We start from the raw sequence: 15,997 nt of genomic DNA, 5'->3' as shown, positions 1-15,997 counted from the left end.
CCGAAACCTTCTATATAAAAGAGCCTCTCCCAGCGGAGGAGGCTCTGCTTCTGTAAAGATGCTACGTTTATACTACCTACCCCGGGCGATACCTGAAGTGAGCAATCATACCTCTTAAAATTGCAATACTGAGACCTGCTTTATACCGGTTTCGCTTCAACATATAGTACAAACTCACCATTATTCTCCTGAATATCCGTTTCAGTCGATAGAAAAGAGAATAGTTATGCTTATTCAAAAGAAACATTTCGGCCGCTCCCCCGTTATAAGATCGACCTTTCAAATCTTTGTTTTTATCAACCATTTCATAATCCCAGGGGTGCAGTACTTCTATCGTATTCGTGTAATAAATGATAAACCCCTCTTTAAGAGCCCGGATCGGATAATCGTAATCCTCACAGCCCTGGAATATCGTATTCGCTCCGAGGCCAAGCCTTTCATCGAACGCGCCGACTTGATCGATAACTTCTTTTTTATAAAAAGAGGAGATAGAGGCCATCAGACCGATAACATTGTATTTATGAACGAACTGGGACTTCGTATTTTCCTGTACTTTTCTTCCTGTCGGGACGCTGTTCTTCATTTTAATCGCCAGCACATCTAAATTATTCTCGTCGAAAAAATCGTTGATTCTCCGCAGTAAATTCTCCGGGTACAAACAGTCATCGTCCGGAAAGGCTACAATCTCCCCGGATACATATTTCAAACCTTCATTGCGGGATTTGGACAGGCCTTTTTCACAACTCAAGTGAAGAACGGGAAAATCCGGCTCCATTCTCTTCAACAGCTCGTGGATTCTCTCGTCTTCATTCTGATCGACAATGATAAGTTCCAAATTTTGATACGTCTGTGAAGATATTGACGTTATAAAATCCCCTACCAAATCCGTTCTTCCGAGCGTACATAAGATTAAGGAGAACTTATGATTTTTCATTCCGCTGCCCCTCCCGGTCCTGACATTCCATTCATCATTACGTTCAGTATACACGTAGGTATCTAAAAAGAAAACAAATTTATTTTATAAAGAACAAAAGATGCTTTTCACCTTCATAGCTATTCAAAAAAATGCGCTTGTATGATTATAAAGAACCTTTTTTTTCACTTTTACCTAGGACTAGTGTATTATAAATTTAAATAATGACGGAATTTCAGAAAGGAGGTTATTCCCTTTGGAGTCAGCTGAACATATTTATTTGAAACGTCTGGATGAGACTATGCGGGCTGTGGATCATCTTAACTCGCATTCCACAACCTCGAGAGACGTTCATAACATCACTCGTTCTCTCGCCGACAACGACCGGGAGAGTCTCTATAACGTTTTCCACTCCACCGGTTTCTGTTATGAGGAATACCCGGACCCGGAACAGTGGAAAAGCATCCAGTTTTTCTGGAAGAGCATTCTCGCTTCAGCAAGTCTTCAGTCCGAGGCCAGGCATCTCACCCTGATGTCTATGGCTCAGGTCTTCTCCCTGTTCCACACGATTGACGAGATGAAGGCGGAGCAGGCGGAGTCGGGGGCACGTTTTCTGACGGACAAGATCATTGATCTGTACGCCTCGAGCGTGAAGGAATTCGATACGATAACGAACCCGCATGTCGCCAAGGCTATCCAGTTCATCAATACAAAAGTGAAGTCGCGGGATTTGCAGCTGAGTACTGTAGCAGAAGAACTCGATATCTCCTCTCCTTATCTGTCTTCCATTTTCCAAAAAGAAATGCAGGAAACGATCACTTCCTATATCCACCGCAAGAAGATAAAAGCTTCCACGGAACATCTTATCTTCACCGACTATTCGATCAAGGACGTGGCATCGGAATACGGATACTCCTCTGTCACCACTTACGGAAGGAAATTCAGGGAAGTGATGGGGACGACCCCGCTAAAATACCGGAAAGCCCACTCCTTTTAAAAGAAATTTCCAAAATCTTTCCATGCTTTTCTCACGTACGCCAGCTTTTGTGGTAAAATAAAGAATAATGGTTTCGCATCGCGAACCGGTACTACCACTACACTTGGAAAGTAGGGTTTCATTTGAAGAAACTTGGAAAAATCACTGCAATTGTCGCTATTTTATTGTTTTTCGGAGCCGGGACGTACGCCGGATATGTATACAGCCAGGCAGAAACGACGGTGAACAGCAATATGCATTCGCCGGTCACCTCTATCGATCATGAAGAAACGAAGAAAAAAGTCGAAGATAAAGAAACGATCAACATACTGCTGATGGGCGTCGATGAGCGGGAAGGCGACCGCGGAAGATCGGATACCCTCCTCGTCGCTTCCGTCCAGCCGTCCAAGGAGAAGACCAATATGATCAGCATACCGCGAGACACCAGAACGGTGCTCGGCGGGAATGAACCGGAGAGCGGGAGGATGGATAAAATCAACCACGCCTATGCTTTCGGGGGAGTCGATATGGCTGTGGATACGGTAGAGACGTTCATGGATATGGAGCTTGACTACTACGTAAGAATCAACATGGAAGGTCTCGTCGAACTGGTGGATGCCGTGAACGGAGTGACTGTCACTAACGACAGAGCTTTCACTCAGGGAGGGATCGAATTTCCCGAAGGGGAGATTGATCTAAGCGGAAACGAAGCGCTTGAATATGCACGAATGAGAAAGAACGATCCTAACGGCGACCTCGGCCGTAACGAAAGACAGCGTGAAGTGATCAAAGGGGTGGTCGACAAAGCCGCTTCCTTCTCCTCGGTCAGCAAAATCCAGGGGATTCTGGACGTCCTCGGCGGCAACGTCACGACGAACGCCGACTTCGATACGATGAAGATGCTGTTCCAGGATTACCGGAAGTCCGGTCAGAATATCGACACGTACCAGATGAAAGGCAGCGGTGTGACCATCGACGGCATCTACTACATGCAGATGCCCGATGAAGAGATCGCCAAAGCGAAATCTCTCATCAACGGTAACTAATAACGTTCCATCAACCCTCACACAAGAAGAAGCCTGACGGATACCCATCCGTCAGGCTTCTTTGTCGTTACACGAGAGTCAGTTTGCTTTCTGTTTTGTCTTCCGAAATGAGTTCTTCAAACGAATAGCGTTTCTCGACGAAAACCTGGTGCCACAGCATAAACATGAGTACCGTCCATATCTTCCGGCTGTAATCATGTTTGCCACTCCGGTGCGTTTCTAAAAGCCCGAGGACGTACTCCTTGTGGAAGTATCGCCCGGTTTCACTTTCGGAAATAAGCGTCCGTGCCCAGTCGTACATTTCATTCTTCAGCCACTCACGGATCGGCACGGGGAACCCGAGCTTCTTCCTGTCCAGTACGTGATCCGGCACAATACCTTCCGCTGCTTCCCGTAAAATGTGCTTCGTGGTTCCGTTCGCTATCTTCAGATCCGCCGGAATGTGTTTCGCTACATCATATACTTCCTTATCAAGAAACGGGACCCGCAGTTCAAGCGAGTGAGCCATCGTCATCCGGTCCGCTTTCAACAGAATGTCCCCACGCAGCCAGGTGTGGATATCCACATGCTGCATCTGATGGACGTAATCATAATCTTTCGCTGCATCAAAAAGGGTTTCCGTCACTTTCTGATACGGAGGTTCGGTGTGGTTTCGAAGCAGCTCCTGTTTTTCTTTCTCCTCGAACATTTTCGCATTCCCTATATAGCGGTCGCGGAGCGGGGTCGTACCGCGTTCAAGGAAGCTTTTCCCTTTCACCCCTTCAGGCATGATCGACGCGACGCGGTTCAGCCAGTAGTTCACCGGCCGGGGAATTTTTGTGAAGGCCTTCAACGACTGAGGTTCCCGGTAAATGTTGTAGCCGCCGAACAGCTCGTCCGCCCCTTCGCCGGAGAGAACGACGGTGGAGTGCCTGCGCGCTTCTCTTGCGACGAAATATAGAGGGACGCAGGCAGGATCCGCAAGAGGATCATCCATGTGATACATGATTTTCGGAAGTTTACGCACATACTCTTCCGGCGAGATCATGTAGGAGTGGTTTTCCACTCCGAGCTTCTCCGCGGTTTCCCGGGCTACATCCACTTCGGAATATCCTTCTCTTTCAAATCCGACCGAAAACGTGCGGAGGCCGGGGTGGATGTCTTTGGCCATGGCCACAATCAGACTGGAGTCGATCCCGCCGGAGAGGAAAGAACCGACTTCGACGTCACTCCGCATATGTTTCTCCACCGAATCATACATAACGTCGCGGACACGATGGACCCACTTCCCCTTCTCCATGATTACAGGAGTAAATTCAGATCTCCAGTACTGCGTGAATGTTACGGCCCCGCCCGGCTTCTGAGTGAAATAGTGACCGGCCGGTACTTTCCGGATGCTGGCCGTCATCGTCCATGGTTCGGGAACGTACTGGAAACTTAAATAATGGCTCAGGGCTTCTTCGTCCACGTCGACCGGATCATCATCAAACGTAAGGCACTTCTTCTCCGAAGCGAAATACGTCCCATCTTCCTCCACCGAGTAATACATAGGTTTGATTCCGAAAGGATCTCTGGCTCCGTACATCATCTCTTCCTGCTTGTCCCAGAGAAGGATGGCGACCATGCCGCGCAGACGGCGGAATGCGTCTTCACGCTTCGCCTCGAATAGAGCGGCGATGACTTCCGTGTCGGACTCGGTCGCAAACGTATAGCCTTCTTTCTGTAACTCTTCCCGTAATTCGATATAGTTGTAGATTTCTCCGTTGAATACGAGAGAATATCTTTCATTTTCGTAGCTCAGCGGCTGCTGACCGTTTTCAATATCTATGATGCTCAACCGCCGGAACCCGAAAGATATATATTCGTCGTGATATATTCCTTCCTCATCAGGACCACGATGCGTGAGAAGATTGTTTTTCTTCCGGAAGAGCAGTTTGTCTTCTTCTGTCATAGGACCGGGAACGTTTCTGAGGACACCGATAAAACCGCACATAGTTAACCTCCTTCAATTAACACAGGACTATTATACCACCATTCGAATGATATCATCACCTTTTTATTTCCATTCATTCAAATAAAAGTCTGATCCGGTAGAACATCAGTTTCACGTACTCCCGGAAAGCAGTCAGATGCTGTTCTTCCGTCAACTTGCTTTCGGGATCGAACGGGGTATCTGCCGTCGCATAGCTTACGTTTACATTTTCGTTTCCGATCACTTTATCAAAAACAATTTTCGTTCTTCTGGAGTGGTAGTCGTCCGTAACGACCAGCAGCGTCCGTATCCCTTCTTCTTTCACTATCTTTTCCATATTCCTCGCTTCCTCCCACGTGCTTTCCGCTTCCGGAGTACCGGTGACGGCAGCCGTCTTCAGTCCTGGGAACGCTTCTGCATCCTCCGGCTGAACGCCTCCGGAGAGGATGAGGCGTCCCGCGTACCTTTCCTTATAAAGTGCGAAACCACGCTCCACCCGTCCGGGGCTTCCGTCCAGCACGTATATCACTTCGGAAGGCTTCGGTTTTTCTTTGATAACGAGAAAGTCACGCCCGAGTACAGTGAATGTGATAACGACAGCCAGGAAAATCAGAAAAAATAACAGAAGAACACCGGCGATCACTTTTTTCTTCGTTTGCATAACAGACCTCCCCTTATCGTAAAAAAAGGCACCCCGTAAAGGAGTGCCGGATCTTATCCTCGTGTGGCGAGGAACCACGGGTTATGCAGATCCTCTTTGTTGTATGTGAGCGAATGAATCGAATTGGCGACACCGACGGAGCCGCCGGCAAGCTCGACGATTGCCTGACCGGCTGCCGTGTCCCACTCCATTGTAGGAGCGTAGCGCGGATAATAATCGGCCACTCCTTCGGCAACGAGGCAGAACTTAAGTGAACTTCCCGCAGAAACGGTTTCCACAGAGTCATACGTCATTTCGAGGTCTCCGATGAACTCCTTCGTATCTTCGGACATGTGCGAACGGCTTGCGACGATGCGTGCCGTATCTCCTGCTGCAGGGAGAGCCGGCAGTACCGTCGCTTTTTTCTCCCACTCCGGACGCAGGACGGAAGTGAGTTTAAAGGATCCTTTCCCTTCGACCGCTACGTAAAGGTCCTCAAGGGCCGGAGCATACACGACGCCGAATACCGGTTTTCCGTCTTTGATCCGCGCGATGTTCACGGTGAATTCCCCGTTCTTCTTCAGAAATTCTTTCGTGCCGTCCAGCGGATCGACGAGCCAGAATTCTCCCCACTCTTTACGCTCCTCGTAGGAAATGGAACTTCCTTCTTCGCTTAAAATCGGAAGGGAGTCCTCTCCCTCCTCCAGTTTCTTCACGATAATATCATGAGCGGCACGGTCCGCCCGGGTGAGCGGTGAATCGTCCTCTTTCGTTTCGACATCGAAGTCTTCGCTTTCATAAATCTTCATAATTTCCTGACCTGCCTTAAGAGCAGCTGCAATCGCTTGTTCCATATGTTTCTCCCCCTAGTTCACTATAATTTATTGTTTATTATACATGATTCCCCGCCGGAGGGCCTCTACTTCCCTACTCTCCGGGGATCTTTCCTGGCTGTCCTTTTCCTTAATATGAACAGAAGCACCACGGCGAGCAGTGCCGTCGCGGCGAACAGGATTATTCCTAGCGGACTCGTCCAAAAAAAGGAAGCGTCCGAGGAACCTCTGACGTCACTGGTGGGAAGGGCGTACACGTTCGAGTCCTGACTCCCGACAATCAGAGTTCCGTTCATCAGTACCGGGCCGGAGGGGGCCAGGACTCCTCCGAGTTCCTTACTCCCGAGCAGCTCATACGTTTCGGTATCGAAAGCGTACACGAACCCTTCTTTATCTGTGAAGTACACGGTCCCGTCTTCCGCAACCGGAGGCGCCTTACTAACGTTCGCCTCGTACTTCCAATTCTGTTCCCCGTCCGCCGCGTTGTAAGCGTAATAGGATTTGGTAATCGGACTCGCGACGAATACCTGGTCTTCATAAATCATCGGGGCTCCCGACTTATTATTTTTCACCATTTCCCCCTGGCCAAGGCTGTCTTTCCATTTCATCTCTCCGTTATCGGTATTCATGGCGTAGATCATGTGGGTGGGATTGTCGTCCTCTTCCCCCTCAAGAGCTGTTGTAATGACGGAATCTTCATAGATGACCGGCGGTACGTCATCAAGCCCCGCGTAGGCTTCCGGGAATTCCGTCTGCCAGCTGATTTCTTCCTTTTCAAGATCGACGGCTGTGAATGTGTAAGGCGTAGGCGCCCCTCCCCCTACGTACAGCATCCCGTCTTCAATCGTCGGAGAGGACATACTCATCACGTGGCCGAGTTCTAAGTTCCACTCTTCTTCCCCGCTCTCTGCATCCACGGCATACAGGTGTCGATCTCCGGCTACAATGTATACCGTCCCGTCATGAAAAGCCGGTGTCGGCATCACCTCGCCGTCGGTTTCGAACTTCCAGCGGGTCTCCCCCGTTTCGGGATTCAGACTGAGAACCCCACTGTCTTCTGTTCCTCTCGTTCCATTTTCTTTGAAATAGCGGTTTCCGAAACCTACGAACAGATTATCTTCGGCATAAATCATTTCCGAGTGTACCCAGTTCGGAGCTTTTGCTTCCCAGTTCATCGTACCCTCGACCAGATTATAAGAGTAAAGATCGCCGGACTCGTGATTTCCTATGTAGGCATTGTTACCGACAATCACGGGAGTCGACCGTATCTGGTTGTTCGTTTCGATGACATCCTGTATCTCTTCGTCGAAACTGCTGTTATATACGGGGTTGTTTTCGGAATTCATCCGGTACTCCGTCCACTCCTCCGGACCGACTTTCGCAGCAGATGCCTGCTCCGTCATCATCAGGCTCCCCGTCAAAAATAAAGCGGATAACATTACATTACGGACTCGTTTCTTCATCGGTGACCTCCTCCATCGTGATAGACGTTCTCTTATTATACTTACCAAACTTACCCTTCTCCCCGTAGCGAAAACGTATACAAATAATTGGCCTGCCTATTTTTTCTCTCTTGAATTCCCAGTATATCATCGATAGCATGTAGATGGAATGCAAGGAGAGGAGAGGCTTTATTATGGTCAGGAAAACGATTCTGTGGACGCTTGGTATTCTGCTTCTTGCCGGAGCGGGGACCTGGGGTTACTTTTACATAACAGATACGGAAAGCTCCGAAACGAAAGAAGAAGAACCGTCCGATTCCAAAGACGGGAAACCGGGGAAAAAGGAAGAGGAGAAAAAAGTCGAAGAACTATCTAAGGAGAAGTTCGAGGAATCCTCGGACGAGGAGGAACTGAATCCGTTCGGGGATGAGAAGAAAGCTGACACTGTCCCTGAATCGACCATCCGGGATTACATCCACCAGATGAGTCACCAGAAAGTACAGGCCGAACAGAAGTGGGGCTTTTACCGTATAACCGATGAGCGGATCAGCTGGCTCTCCGATAAAGTGAAGACGAATGAATACAGTGAAGGGGATCAGTATGAAAATATACTGACTGCCTGGAGTAACGGAAATTTCAGCAACGTCGATGAACACCACAATATTATATGGAGGATGCAGGGCGGAAACGTCGGCAAAGCGACCGGCGTCCTGAGCGAAGAGGAAGAACAGGCGTATATCGAATCCGCCCAGTAACAGAGAAGCCATAGCCGCATCGCCGGCTATGGCTTCTTTTACTATTCATCCAGATTTTCCAGAGCTTCTCTCAGCGGTTTCTTCAACGGTTCGGCCAGCGTATAGGAATAAAGGTTCGAGATATGGTGCACGTCCCGATAAACGATGACGTTACCTACTACGGAGTGGCAGGTATCCTCGTCACAGAAGTACTCCGACAGATCGGCAAACGTTACGTTATCCGGAATACCTTCTGTTATTTCCCACGGCGGAGTCTTCGGCAAGGAGCCTTCCCGTTCAATCGAACACTCCTCTTCGGATTTCGTCTCCAGACATTCAGGGATCCTCTCCCCCATTCGCGGGTTATCCCGGATGGCGAACACTTCGGTAACGCCCTCCAGCTTCTCCCACTGCTCGATATACCCTTCCGGCACCTTCGGCATATTATTCACGGTAGCTGTACCGAAAACCATATCCGGTGGGTCTTCAAGGAGGGGTTCTATCACTTTTTCGTTCCATTCCATGCATGATTCATTCATGGCACCTCCGAAATCGTCGGTGGTGAATCTGCAGCCATCCTTGTTGTACACATCAATCTGCATATTCAATTCGTCCGAGAGACGATTCAGCGCCGGGAACCAGTGGCCTGTGTGGGAGCCTCCCACCAGAGCTACCGTATAGTCCGGGTTTTCGGTCTGACCGTAGGAGCAGTGGCTCACGCCTTCCTCCTCGAGATCGGTGTAACAGTCTTTGTCACTATAGAATTCAGGCAGGTTGCTTTCCGAACCGGGAGGATTGAGGATAGGCTCCACCCCCTCAGGCGCTTCCACCCCTTCTTCCATCGCCAAAGCCCCCGGGTAATCCTGCTGATTATAATCGTCGTTCAGATTATCTTTCGCCTGCGAGGCATAGATGTCCCAGGAAAAGTATACGGCCAGCACCGGGACGACCAGCGCCACGAGAACGGCAGCGACTTTCCCTTTCGCTTCTCTCAGATTAATCGTACGGATAGGTGACTCCACCAGTCTCACTGAAGCTACCGATAACACGAAAGTGATGACGAGAATGAGCAACCCCCACTGTATTGGAATCGTGTCCGTACCGAAATAATTGTAGTAGAAAATCAGAAGCGGATAGTGCCACAGGTAAAACCCGTAGGAAATCCCTCCGAAATACATGAAAGGCTTGGAGCCGAGGAGTTTTTCCACCCCGAATCCGTGCCCGATTTCTGCCGCAGAATGACCATGATGACTCCGGAAATAGGTAAAAGTGCAGCGTAACCCGGGAACACGCTCGATACAGGTACGACAATACCTGTCAGGCAGATGACCGCAAGTCCTGCCCAGCCTAAACCGAAACTGACGTTCTTCGGTAACCGCAGATATGGAAGCAGGAGTGCCAGCATTCCGCCGAGACTGAATTCCCAGGCCCGGGCGAAAGTATCGAAATAAGCCCACGGCTGGTTCACTTCCGTAATATAGATGGAGTAGGACATAGAAGCTATAAATATAAAGGTAAGTACACCGAGAAGCGTCTTTCTGACAGGCGTCTTCAGCAATTTCTTAGCCAGCATTACACTTAGAAAAATGACTAAAGGCCAGGTTACGTAAAACTGCCCCTGCAGAGACAGCGCCCAAAAGTGCTGGAAAGGGCTGGAGTTATTGGTCTGAGCCAGATAATCGACCGCATTAAATGCCAGCTGCCAGTTCTGGAAATAAAAAGCGGAAGAAAACATGTGCGAAATGAGCTGAGGCCACTGCGAAAGCGGCATAATGACGATGGACAACAGGGCGACCGTTATAATGACTACGTATGCGACCGGGAAGAGACGCTTGCCAAGGCCCAATAAATATTCCGCCAAATTAATGCGCCCGTATTTCACCATCCGAGATAGAAGCGAAGTAGTAATCAAATAGCCGGATACGATAAAGAATACATCTACGCCCCCCCGACACAGAGCCTAACCAGATATGATAAATAGCCACCAGAAGGGCGGCCACTGCACGCACTCCTTCGAGTTCAGGACGGAAGCGCTTCTCCGGCGCTCTCAAGTCTCTGCTTTTTTCTCTGTTGTCCATGGTTACCCTCTCCATTATCTTTAATATATTCCGATCACTGTAAACGGTTATTATGCAACGTAATAATACATCAACTGGTATAACTTTTCAATGAATCATAAAAAGAGAGGCAATGCCCACGGCACCACCTCTCCATTCGACTGTAACAGCCTATTGTTTCTGACTTACGTTCACGTCCATCTGCGGATAAGGGATGGACAATTCATCATTTTCAAACCATTTCTTCACGTCTTCCATTACGTCGAAGTGCACGGTCCAGTAGTCCTCCGACTTCGACCAGACGCGTACGGTATAAACGACAGCACTCTCTCCGTGTTCGGAAATTTTAACGAACGGAGCCGGATCCTGAAACACGAGAGGATGCTTACTGACGATTTCCGTAAGAGACTGGATCACGTAGTCTGCATTCGTTTCATATCCTGCTCCGAACGCAAAGTCCACACGTCTCGTTTCCTTGACGTTGTAGTTCGTCAGTCCGGTGTTGGACAACGAAGCGTTCGGCACGAAGATGACTTTGTTGTCGGGAGTGACGAGCTCTGTATAAAGAATCTTGATCCCCTGTACGGTACCGCTGTAGCCGCCGCCTTCCACGTAGTCTCCGACCCGGATCGGGCGAAGGGTAAGCAGCAGCACACCGCCGGCGAAGTTAGCCAGCGCCCCCTGGAAGGCAAGACCAATAGCGAACCCGGCAGCTGCAATAATAGCGACGAAAGATGTGATATCCACGCCTAGAATCTGAACGACTGTCAATACCAGCAAGATTTTCAGAATCGTCCCGGCCATGGAAGTCAGGAACGGCTTCAGCGTATCGTCCATTTTCGAACGGTCTATTCCTTTAGCTACGAATTTCGTTATAACTCGGATAACTGCAAGTCCCACAAGCAGTACAATAAGCGCAAGAGCTATGCTCTTGGCGATAGGTAAAACAATTTCCAACCAATCCACGAAAAACTCCTCCTCTTTACGCATTGATAATTTATGAATTCCAACCCTATCTTACATTCTTTTCATTCAGCGAACAACGTAAAAAATGGAAATTACCGATTAGCAACAGCCACAAGTCCGAACATAAAAAAGAGCAGAAGAATCCTCTGCCCTGCTCTCATTACTTATTCATAAATCTCTCTTTCTCCTCATCTTCCTTTTTCACTTTTCTGTACCTGTCTTTGAACCAGAACGGGTTGAACATCCGTCGTGTAAGAATTTTCACTTTCTGTTTCCTTAATGCTCGATACACTCCCCACACTTTCCGTATGCCGAACTTCCGCGCCCCCAGCAGGTAGTAACGTCCGTTCGGTTCGATGATTTCAAACTCCGCTTTTGATACGTGGTCTTTTAGAAAATAATGTTCCCTAAGGAAAACGTGGCACCTGGTATCAAACGATTTCTCCGTTACGACAGTGGTCAAACTGCCGCTGTCTTTCGTCGCACAGTAGATCCGTTCGTCAGAAGCATAAATCTTCCGCGCGTAATAACCGCTCTTTACGGAAAAAAGGACGTCGTTAGCATGCATAACTTCATCAAACTTAATGTAATTCCTCATAATCAACGAACGGCGGAGCAGCTTCGACCACGGCACCTCGAACTGATACCTCAATTTTATTTCAGCCGTACGATTCTTTTCCTTCACATAGTTCTTAACGAGACCTTCGTACTTCACGTGCCTGTCCGCCTGTTCGTCAGTACCGTTATACACACTTACCGGAGTGAAATATACGATATCGTAAGCACTTTCAAAAAAAGCACTCACCTTTTCATAAAAACCGTCCAGAAAGTAATCGTCCGCATCAGCGAACAGAACCCACTGACCTGATGCGTGATAAAGACCTTCGTTTCTCGCAGCACCGGCACTTTTCTTCCCAGCTCCGTTCGACAGAAACAGAAGCCGGTGTTTATAAAACTTATCACGCAGCACTTCCAGCTTCGCTTTTTCGGCAGGGTCACTATGATCATCCACGATAATAATCTCAATTGAATGACGGGCAGGGATAGAGGCAACAAGTCGCTCCAAAGATCCGGAGGAATTGAAGTGGGGGACGATGATCGATAATTTCACCAACATATACCCTCTCCTTTAAGCGAATTTTTCTCAGCAACCCTCATGAAATTTCCATTCTCTATAATCTATTCTAATTCATTATAAAAAACAAAACAACAAAATAAAAAACAATTCCTGTCGGGAACTGCTTTTTCAATAAGATGTAAAAAGAGGAGTAAGGCAAAAAAACGCCTCTGCCTTACTCCTGCTGCTCTCCATTTCCTCTATACTTACTTTCGCCTTCCCCGCGCAAGTAGTTCCTGAAGTAATCGTCCGTAATCGACTTCACCTGCTTACTTAAAAATACGACAGCAATCATATTAGGGATAACAATCATCGCCAGCAGCAGATCGAGGAACTGCCAGATGAATTTCAGCCCGCCTATGGCACCGAGAACGATAGCCACGAGGTAGACGTAGCGCATGAAGAGCGAGAACTTACGACCGAATAGAAACTCCGCCTGCTTCTCCCCGTAGTAGACGATAATCAGCACAGTAGTAATAACGAAGAAAAACAGAATAAGAGAGATGATGCTTCCTGCGAGGGAAGAGCCGAATATCGTCGCGAAAGCCGTCGGTACCATGTCGGCGGCGCTGTCCGGACCAACTTCCTTCCAGGCCCCCGTCGTAAGAACAGCCATGGCGGTCATCGTACAGACGACGAGCGTATCCATAATGACTTCGAACACACCCCAGAACCCCTGCCTGGCCGGGTGATCGTTTCTCGCAGCCGAGTGGGCGATCGGCGCGGTGCCCATCCCTGCTTCGTTGGAGTACAATCCGCGTGCCAGCCCCCAGCGTATAGCTGCAGCCACCCCGGCACCAAGGAAACCTCCCGCAGCGGAAATCGGCTGGAAAGCGTATTCAAAAATCAACAGAAAAGCCTGCGGCACTTCACTGATGTTGATGATAAGAATTGTAAGTACACCTGCTATGTAAGCGAGAATCATAACCGGAATCAGCTTCTCCGTCACTTTTCCGATCAGCTTAATGCCGCCGATAACCACCATACCGACGAGAAGCATAACGACGAGCCCGGTCCATAGCGGGGAGATACCGAATGATCCGTTGATCGTCTCCGCCACGGAGTTCGCCTGGACCATCGTACTTGCGATGATTTCAAGCATAAGGGCGAACGCAAAAAAATACGCGACCTTCTTCCAGCCAAGTCCTTTCCGTATGTAGTACATCGGGCCGCCGACGTACTCATTCTTCTCGTTCGTCTCCCGGTACCGGATACCGAGGACGACTTCCGAATATTTCGTAGCCATACCGATCAGAGCGACAATCCACATCCAAAAAATCGATCCCGGCCCCCCGAGAGCAATCGCCACCGGTACCCCGACGATGTTCGCCGCTCCCATCGTCGCCGCAAGAGCACTTGTCGTCGCCTGGAAAGGAGACACCGAGCCCGGATGATCACTTTTTTTGAACATCTTTCCAAGTGTTTCACCGAGAATATGCGGCAGATGCCTGAACTGAAAGAATCCGAGCTTCAATGTCAAAAAGACACCGCCGCCCAGCAGTAAAATAATCATAGGCAAACCCCATACGATTTCGGTAATTTTTGAAATGATTTCCGTGAATTGTTCCATCCAAGCCCTCCTAGGTTCGTCTCCGTGATCAAGTAATCGCTTACAACTCGTATGTAGAAATTCTATCCCGGAAACACTAATTCGTCCAATGAAGTTTAATCAATCTTATGTTAAATTCCATTGTCTGTCAATTTGGATAGCGAATAAGATCTACTTGTTACTCATACACTTTCATGAAACGAAAATACCTAAAGGGAGATGCTTGGAAATAAGCTACTGTAAAACCGATGAACGTTTTCGATTTTCCCACGGAACTGTAAAAAAGGGATGATTCACTTTTATAAAAGAAGCGAAAGGGATGGACCTCAAAAATACTGACTGCAGCTATTAATCTCTATTTGACTGAAATTTTCTATTAAAAAGAGTTCGTTTTACATATTATTACAAAATGCTCCTGTGAGAACGTAGTATAAATTGAACCTCCATAAGAATATAAAACTATGACTAATTTAACTCCTCTGCAAAAACTAGGACAAAACATAAGACTCTTACGAATGGAAAGAAACATGTCGCAGGAAACGTTGGGGTGGGAAGCCGGAATTTCCCGCTCATACATAGGGAAGATTGAACGCGGGGAGGTAAATGCTTCCATACTATTGTTTTATCAAATTGCGGAAGCCCTGGATACAAAGCCGGAAGCTCTCGTAAGAAATACGGGCAGAAGCGGCTCATAAATTCTGAGGTCCCAGCTGCCTTACAATTTCCTGCCATAAAGCCCTTTCAGTTACAAACAGCATGAAAAACCAGGGAATAGCTTTCATCTCCGATCTTATTCGTTTCTTACAAATAGCACCCTCCTCTTCCCCTCCCCTTTGCAACATCCATCCTAATAGAAAAAGGTGATTCTCATCTTCACTAAAAAACGTTACCTCCGCTTTCCCCTGGCCGACACATTCATCGATATTGAAGTTCTGGGAGAGAATTATTTCTACGCCCGGTCAGTCTTCTATCATATGCCTTACCAGGTCGAAGGGAAAGATTTGAACAAAGTGCTCGCCACCATACTTCGTCGCATAATTTCGGATAACCGTGACCTTTTCACAAATTAATTGATTCAACTTTTATGTAATTCTAAATACAAAAATGACGTTGTAACTTTCGACGAACTGGCTGTAACTAACTAGACTAAGGTGAATGTCTTCCCACCACCAGGACTGAGTACTGTTCGTTTTCCTCCGTCTTCATAAAACTACATCTACATATTTCGGTATGATTATCGGCTCTATAATCGGAAAATTTCTCTTGCTAAATACAAACTAATTTCTTATTGCTTATTTTAATAACAGAACATTCAGATATTTTAAAATATAAACTCCCTAAAACTTTAATTCTCATTTCTCTCAACCGCGTATTGCGCCGAGACAAAAATGAGAATTAAATTGTTGAGGAGACTTAATAGCCTAAATGATTATTTACTATTGCTTCCCGTATTTGATGTTACTTTACATATCCCTATCGTCTTCCTGCACTTTTATTTTACTGTTAATATCATGGAGTGATTCGTGCATTTTGAAGACCTGTAACCGTCAAGTCTTTCTGAACACTTTTTGCTCGGTAGGCTTGGACACTTTTCGGTTAAAATAAAGACTTGCGGTTCTTCATTCTGTGACTCTTATCATCAAAATGAAGAACCTCGGAACGATGGAGAATACGATCCAAAATAGCTGTGGTGATTCCCTGATCTCCAAGGAGTTCTCCCCATTCTTCAGGACCTTTGTTCGATGTTAAGATAATCGAACTTCGTTCGTACAG

General features: G+C 47.7%; 17 protein-coding genes. 5 read left to right on the top strand and 12 right to left on the bottom strand.

All coding sequences use genetic code 11. The features are described 5' to 3' along the window. Nucleotides 1-76: 76 nt before the first annotated feature. Nucleotides 77-934, bottom strand: a complete 858-nt coding sequence (locus BW931_RS12190) for a glycosyltransferase family 2 protein (RefSeq protein ID WP_076572627.1) — start codon at nucleotides 932-934, stop codon at nucleotides 77-79. Nucleotides 935-1,169: 235 nt separating this feature from the next. On the opposite strand from BW931_RS12190, the gene BW931_RS12185 reads away from it, so the two are divergent. Beyond that, nucleotides 1,170-1,910: a helix-turn-helix domain-containing protein gene (locus tag BW931_RS12185; RefSeq protein WP_076572625.1), complete on the top strand. Its 741-nt coding sequence runs from the start codon at nucleotides 1,170-1,172 to the stop codon at nucleotides 1,908-1,910. A 122-nt stretch (nucleotides 1,911-2,032) separates the two neighbouring features. Then, nucleotides 2,033-2,935, top strand: a complete 903-nt coding sequence (locus BW931_RS12180) for an LCP family glycopolymer transferase (RefSeq protein WP_076572623.1) — start codon at nucleotides 2,033-2,035, stop codon at nucleotides 2,933-2,935. A 67-nt stretch (nucleotides 2,936-3,002) separates the two neighbouring features. Here the strand turns inward: BW931_RS12180 and asnB are convergent, their stop codons facing one another. The 4 genes from asnB to BW931_RS12160 all read right to left on the bottom strand — a co-directional run bounded on the left by asnB (nucleotide 3,003) and on the right by BW931_RS12160 (nucleotide 7,822). After that, the gene (asnB, locus tag BW931_RS12175) at nucleotides 3,003-4,907 is read right to left on the bottom strand and encodes an asparagine synthase (glutamine-hydrolyzing) (protein ID WP_076572622.1); all 1,905 of its coding nucleotides are present in this window, start codon (nucleotides 4,905-4,907) and stop codon (nucleotides 3,003-3,005) included. A 73-nt stretch (nucleotides 4,908-4,980) separates the two neighbouring features. Further along, a complete protein-coding gene (locus BW931_RS12170) occupies nucleotides 4,981-5,547 on the bottom strand; it encodes a YdcF family protein (protein ID WP_076572620.1) in 567 nt (188 codons plus the stop codon). A 53-nt stretch (nucleotides 5,548-5,600) separates the two neighbouring features. Beyond that, entirely contained in the window at nucleotides 5,601-6,380 is a 780-nt protein-coding gene (gene cysQ / locus BW931_RS12165) for a 3'(2'),5'-bisphosphate nucleotidase CysQ (protein WP_076572619.1), read from the bottom strand. A 65-nt stretch (nucleotides 6,381-6,445) separates the two neighbouring features. Continuing rightward, nucleotides 6,446-7,822: an outer membrane protein assembly factor BamB family protein gene (locus BW931_RS12160; RefSeq protein ID WP_076572617.1), complete on the bottom strand. Its 1,377-nt coding sequence runs from the start codon at nucleotides 7,820-7,822 to the stop codon at nucleotides 6,446-6,448. Between the two features lie 173 nt (nucleotides 7,823-7,995). Between BW931_RS12160 and BW931_RS12155 the strand changes: the two genes are divergently transcribed. Continuing rightward, nucleotides 7,996-8,556, top strand: a complete 561-nt coding sequence (locus BW931_RS12155) for a DUF6241 domain-containing protein (RefSeq protein ID WP_076572616.1) — start codon at nucleotides 7,996-7,998, stop codon at nucleotides 8,554-8,556. Between the two features lie 41 nt (nucleotides 8,557-8,597). Here BW931_RS12155 and BW931_RS13725 read toward each other — a convergent pair whose 3' ends face one another. From BW931_RS13725 to BW931_RS12135, 6 genes are all read right to left on the bottom strand, one after another. Further along, nucleotides 8,598-9,713, bottom strand: a complete 1,116-nt coding sequence (locus tag BW931_RS13725) for an acyltransferase family protein (RefSeq protein WP_234972638.1) — start codon at nucleotides 9,711-9,713, stop codon at nucleotides 8,598-8,600. Then, the gene (locus BW931_RS13720; RefSeq protein ID WP_234972637.1) at nucleotides 9,659-10,447 is read right to left on the bottom strand and encodes an acyltransferase family protein; all 789 of its coding nucleotides are present in this window, start codon (nucleotides 10,445-10,447) and stop codon (nucleotides 9,659-9,661) included. The genes BW931_RS13725 and BW931_RS13720 overlap by 55 nt, the downstream gene beginning before the upstream one ends. Beyond that, a complete protein-coding gene (locus BW931_RS13715; protein WP_234972636.1) occupies nucleotides 10,398-10,613 on the bottom strand; it encodes a hypothetical protein in 216 nt (71 codons plus the stop codon). The genes BW931_RS13720 and BW931_RS13715 overlap by 50 nt, the downstream gene beginning before the upstream one ends. A gap of 150 nt (nucleotides 10,614-10,763) precedes the next feature. Then, on the bottom strand, nucleotides 10,764-11,558 hold the full coding sequence (locus BW931_RS12145) for a mechanosensitive ion channel family protein (RefSeq protein WP_084193936.1): 795 nt from the start codon (nucleotides 11,556-11,558) through the stop codon (nucleotides 10,764-10,766). A gap of 160 nt (nucleotides 11,559-11,718) precedes the next feature. Continuing rightward, nucleotides 11,719-12,675: a glycosyltransferase family 2 protein gene (locus BW931_RS12140; RefSeq protein ID WP_076572613.1), complete on the bottom strand. Its 957-nt coding sequence runs from the start codon at nucleotides 12,673-12,675 to the stop codon at nucleotides 11,719-11,721. Between the two features lie 175 nt (nucleotides 12,676-12,850). Beyond that, nucleotides 12,851-14,245 carry an alanine/glycine:cation symporter family protein gene (locus BW931_RS12135; protein ID WP_076572611.1) on the bottom strand — a complete coding sequence of 465 codons (1,395 nt, stop codon included), beginning with the start codon at nucleotides 14,243-14,245 and terminating at the stop codon, nucleotides 12,851-12,853. Nucleotides 14,246-14,685: 440 nt separating this feature from the next. Between BW931_RS12135 and BW931_RS12130 the strand changes: the two genes are divergently transcribed. Together BW931_RS12130 and BW931_RS13570 are read left to right on the top strand one after the other, a co-directional pair. Next, nucleotides 14,686-14,919, top strand: a complete 234-nt coding sequence (locus BW931_RS12130) for a helix-turn-helix transcriptional regulator (protein ID WP_076572609.1) — start codon at nucleotides 14,686-14,688, stop codon at nucleotides 14,917-14,919. Between the two features lie 165 nt (nucleotides 14,920-15,084). Next, nucleotides 15,085-15,294, top strand: coding sequence for a hypothetical protein (locus BW931_RS13570; RefSeq protein WP_008590711.1), 210 nt, complete (start codon nucleotides 15,085-15,087; stop codon nucleotides 15,292-15,294). A 526-nt stretch (nucleotides 15,295-15,820) separates the two neighbouring features. On the opposite strand, the gene BW931_RS12120 is transcribed toward BW931_RS13570, so the two are convergent. Further along, a partial coding sequence (locus BW931_RS12120; protein ID WP_143541866.1) for an ATP-binding protein occupies nucleotides 15,821-15,997 on the bottom strand: 177 nt, incomplete at its 5' end.

Origin of the sequence: Salimicrobium salexigens (assembly GCF_900156705.1) — a bacterium.
Lineage (GTDB): Bacteria > Bacillota > Bacilli > Bacillales > Halobacillaceae > Salimicrobium > Salimicrobium album.
This window is presented reverse-complemented; position numbering and strand designations above follow the sequence as displayed.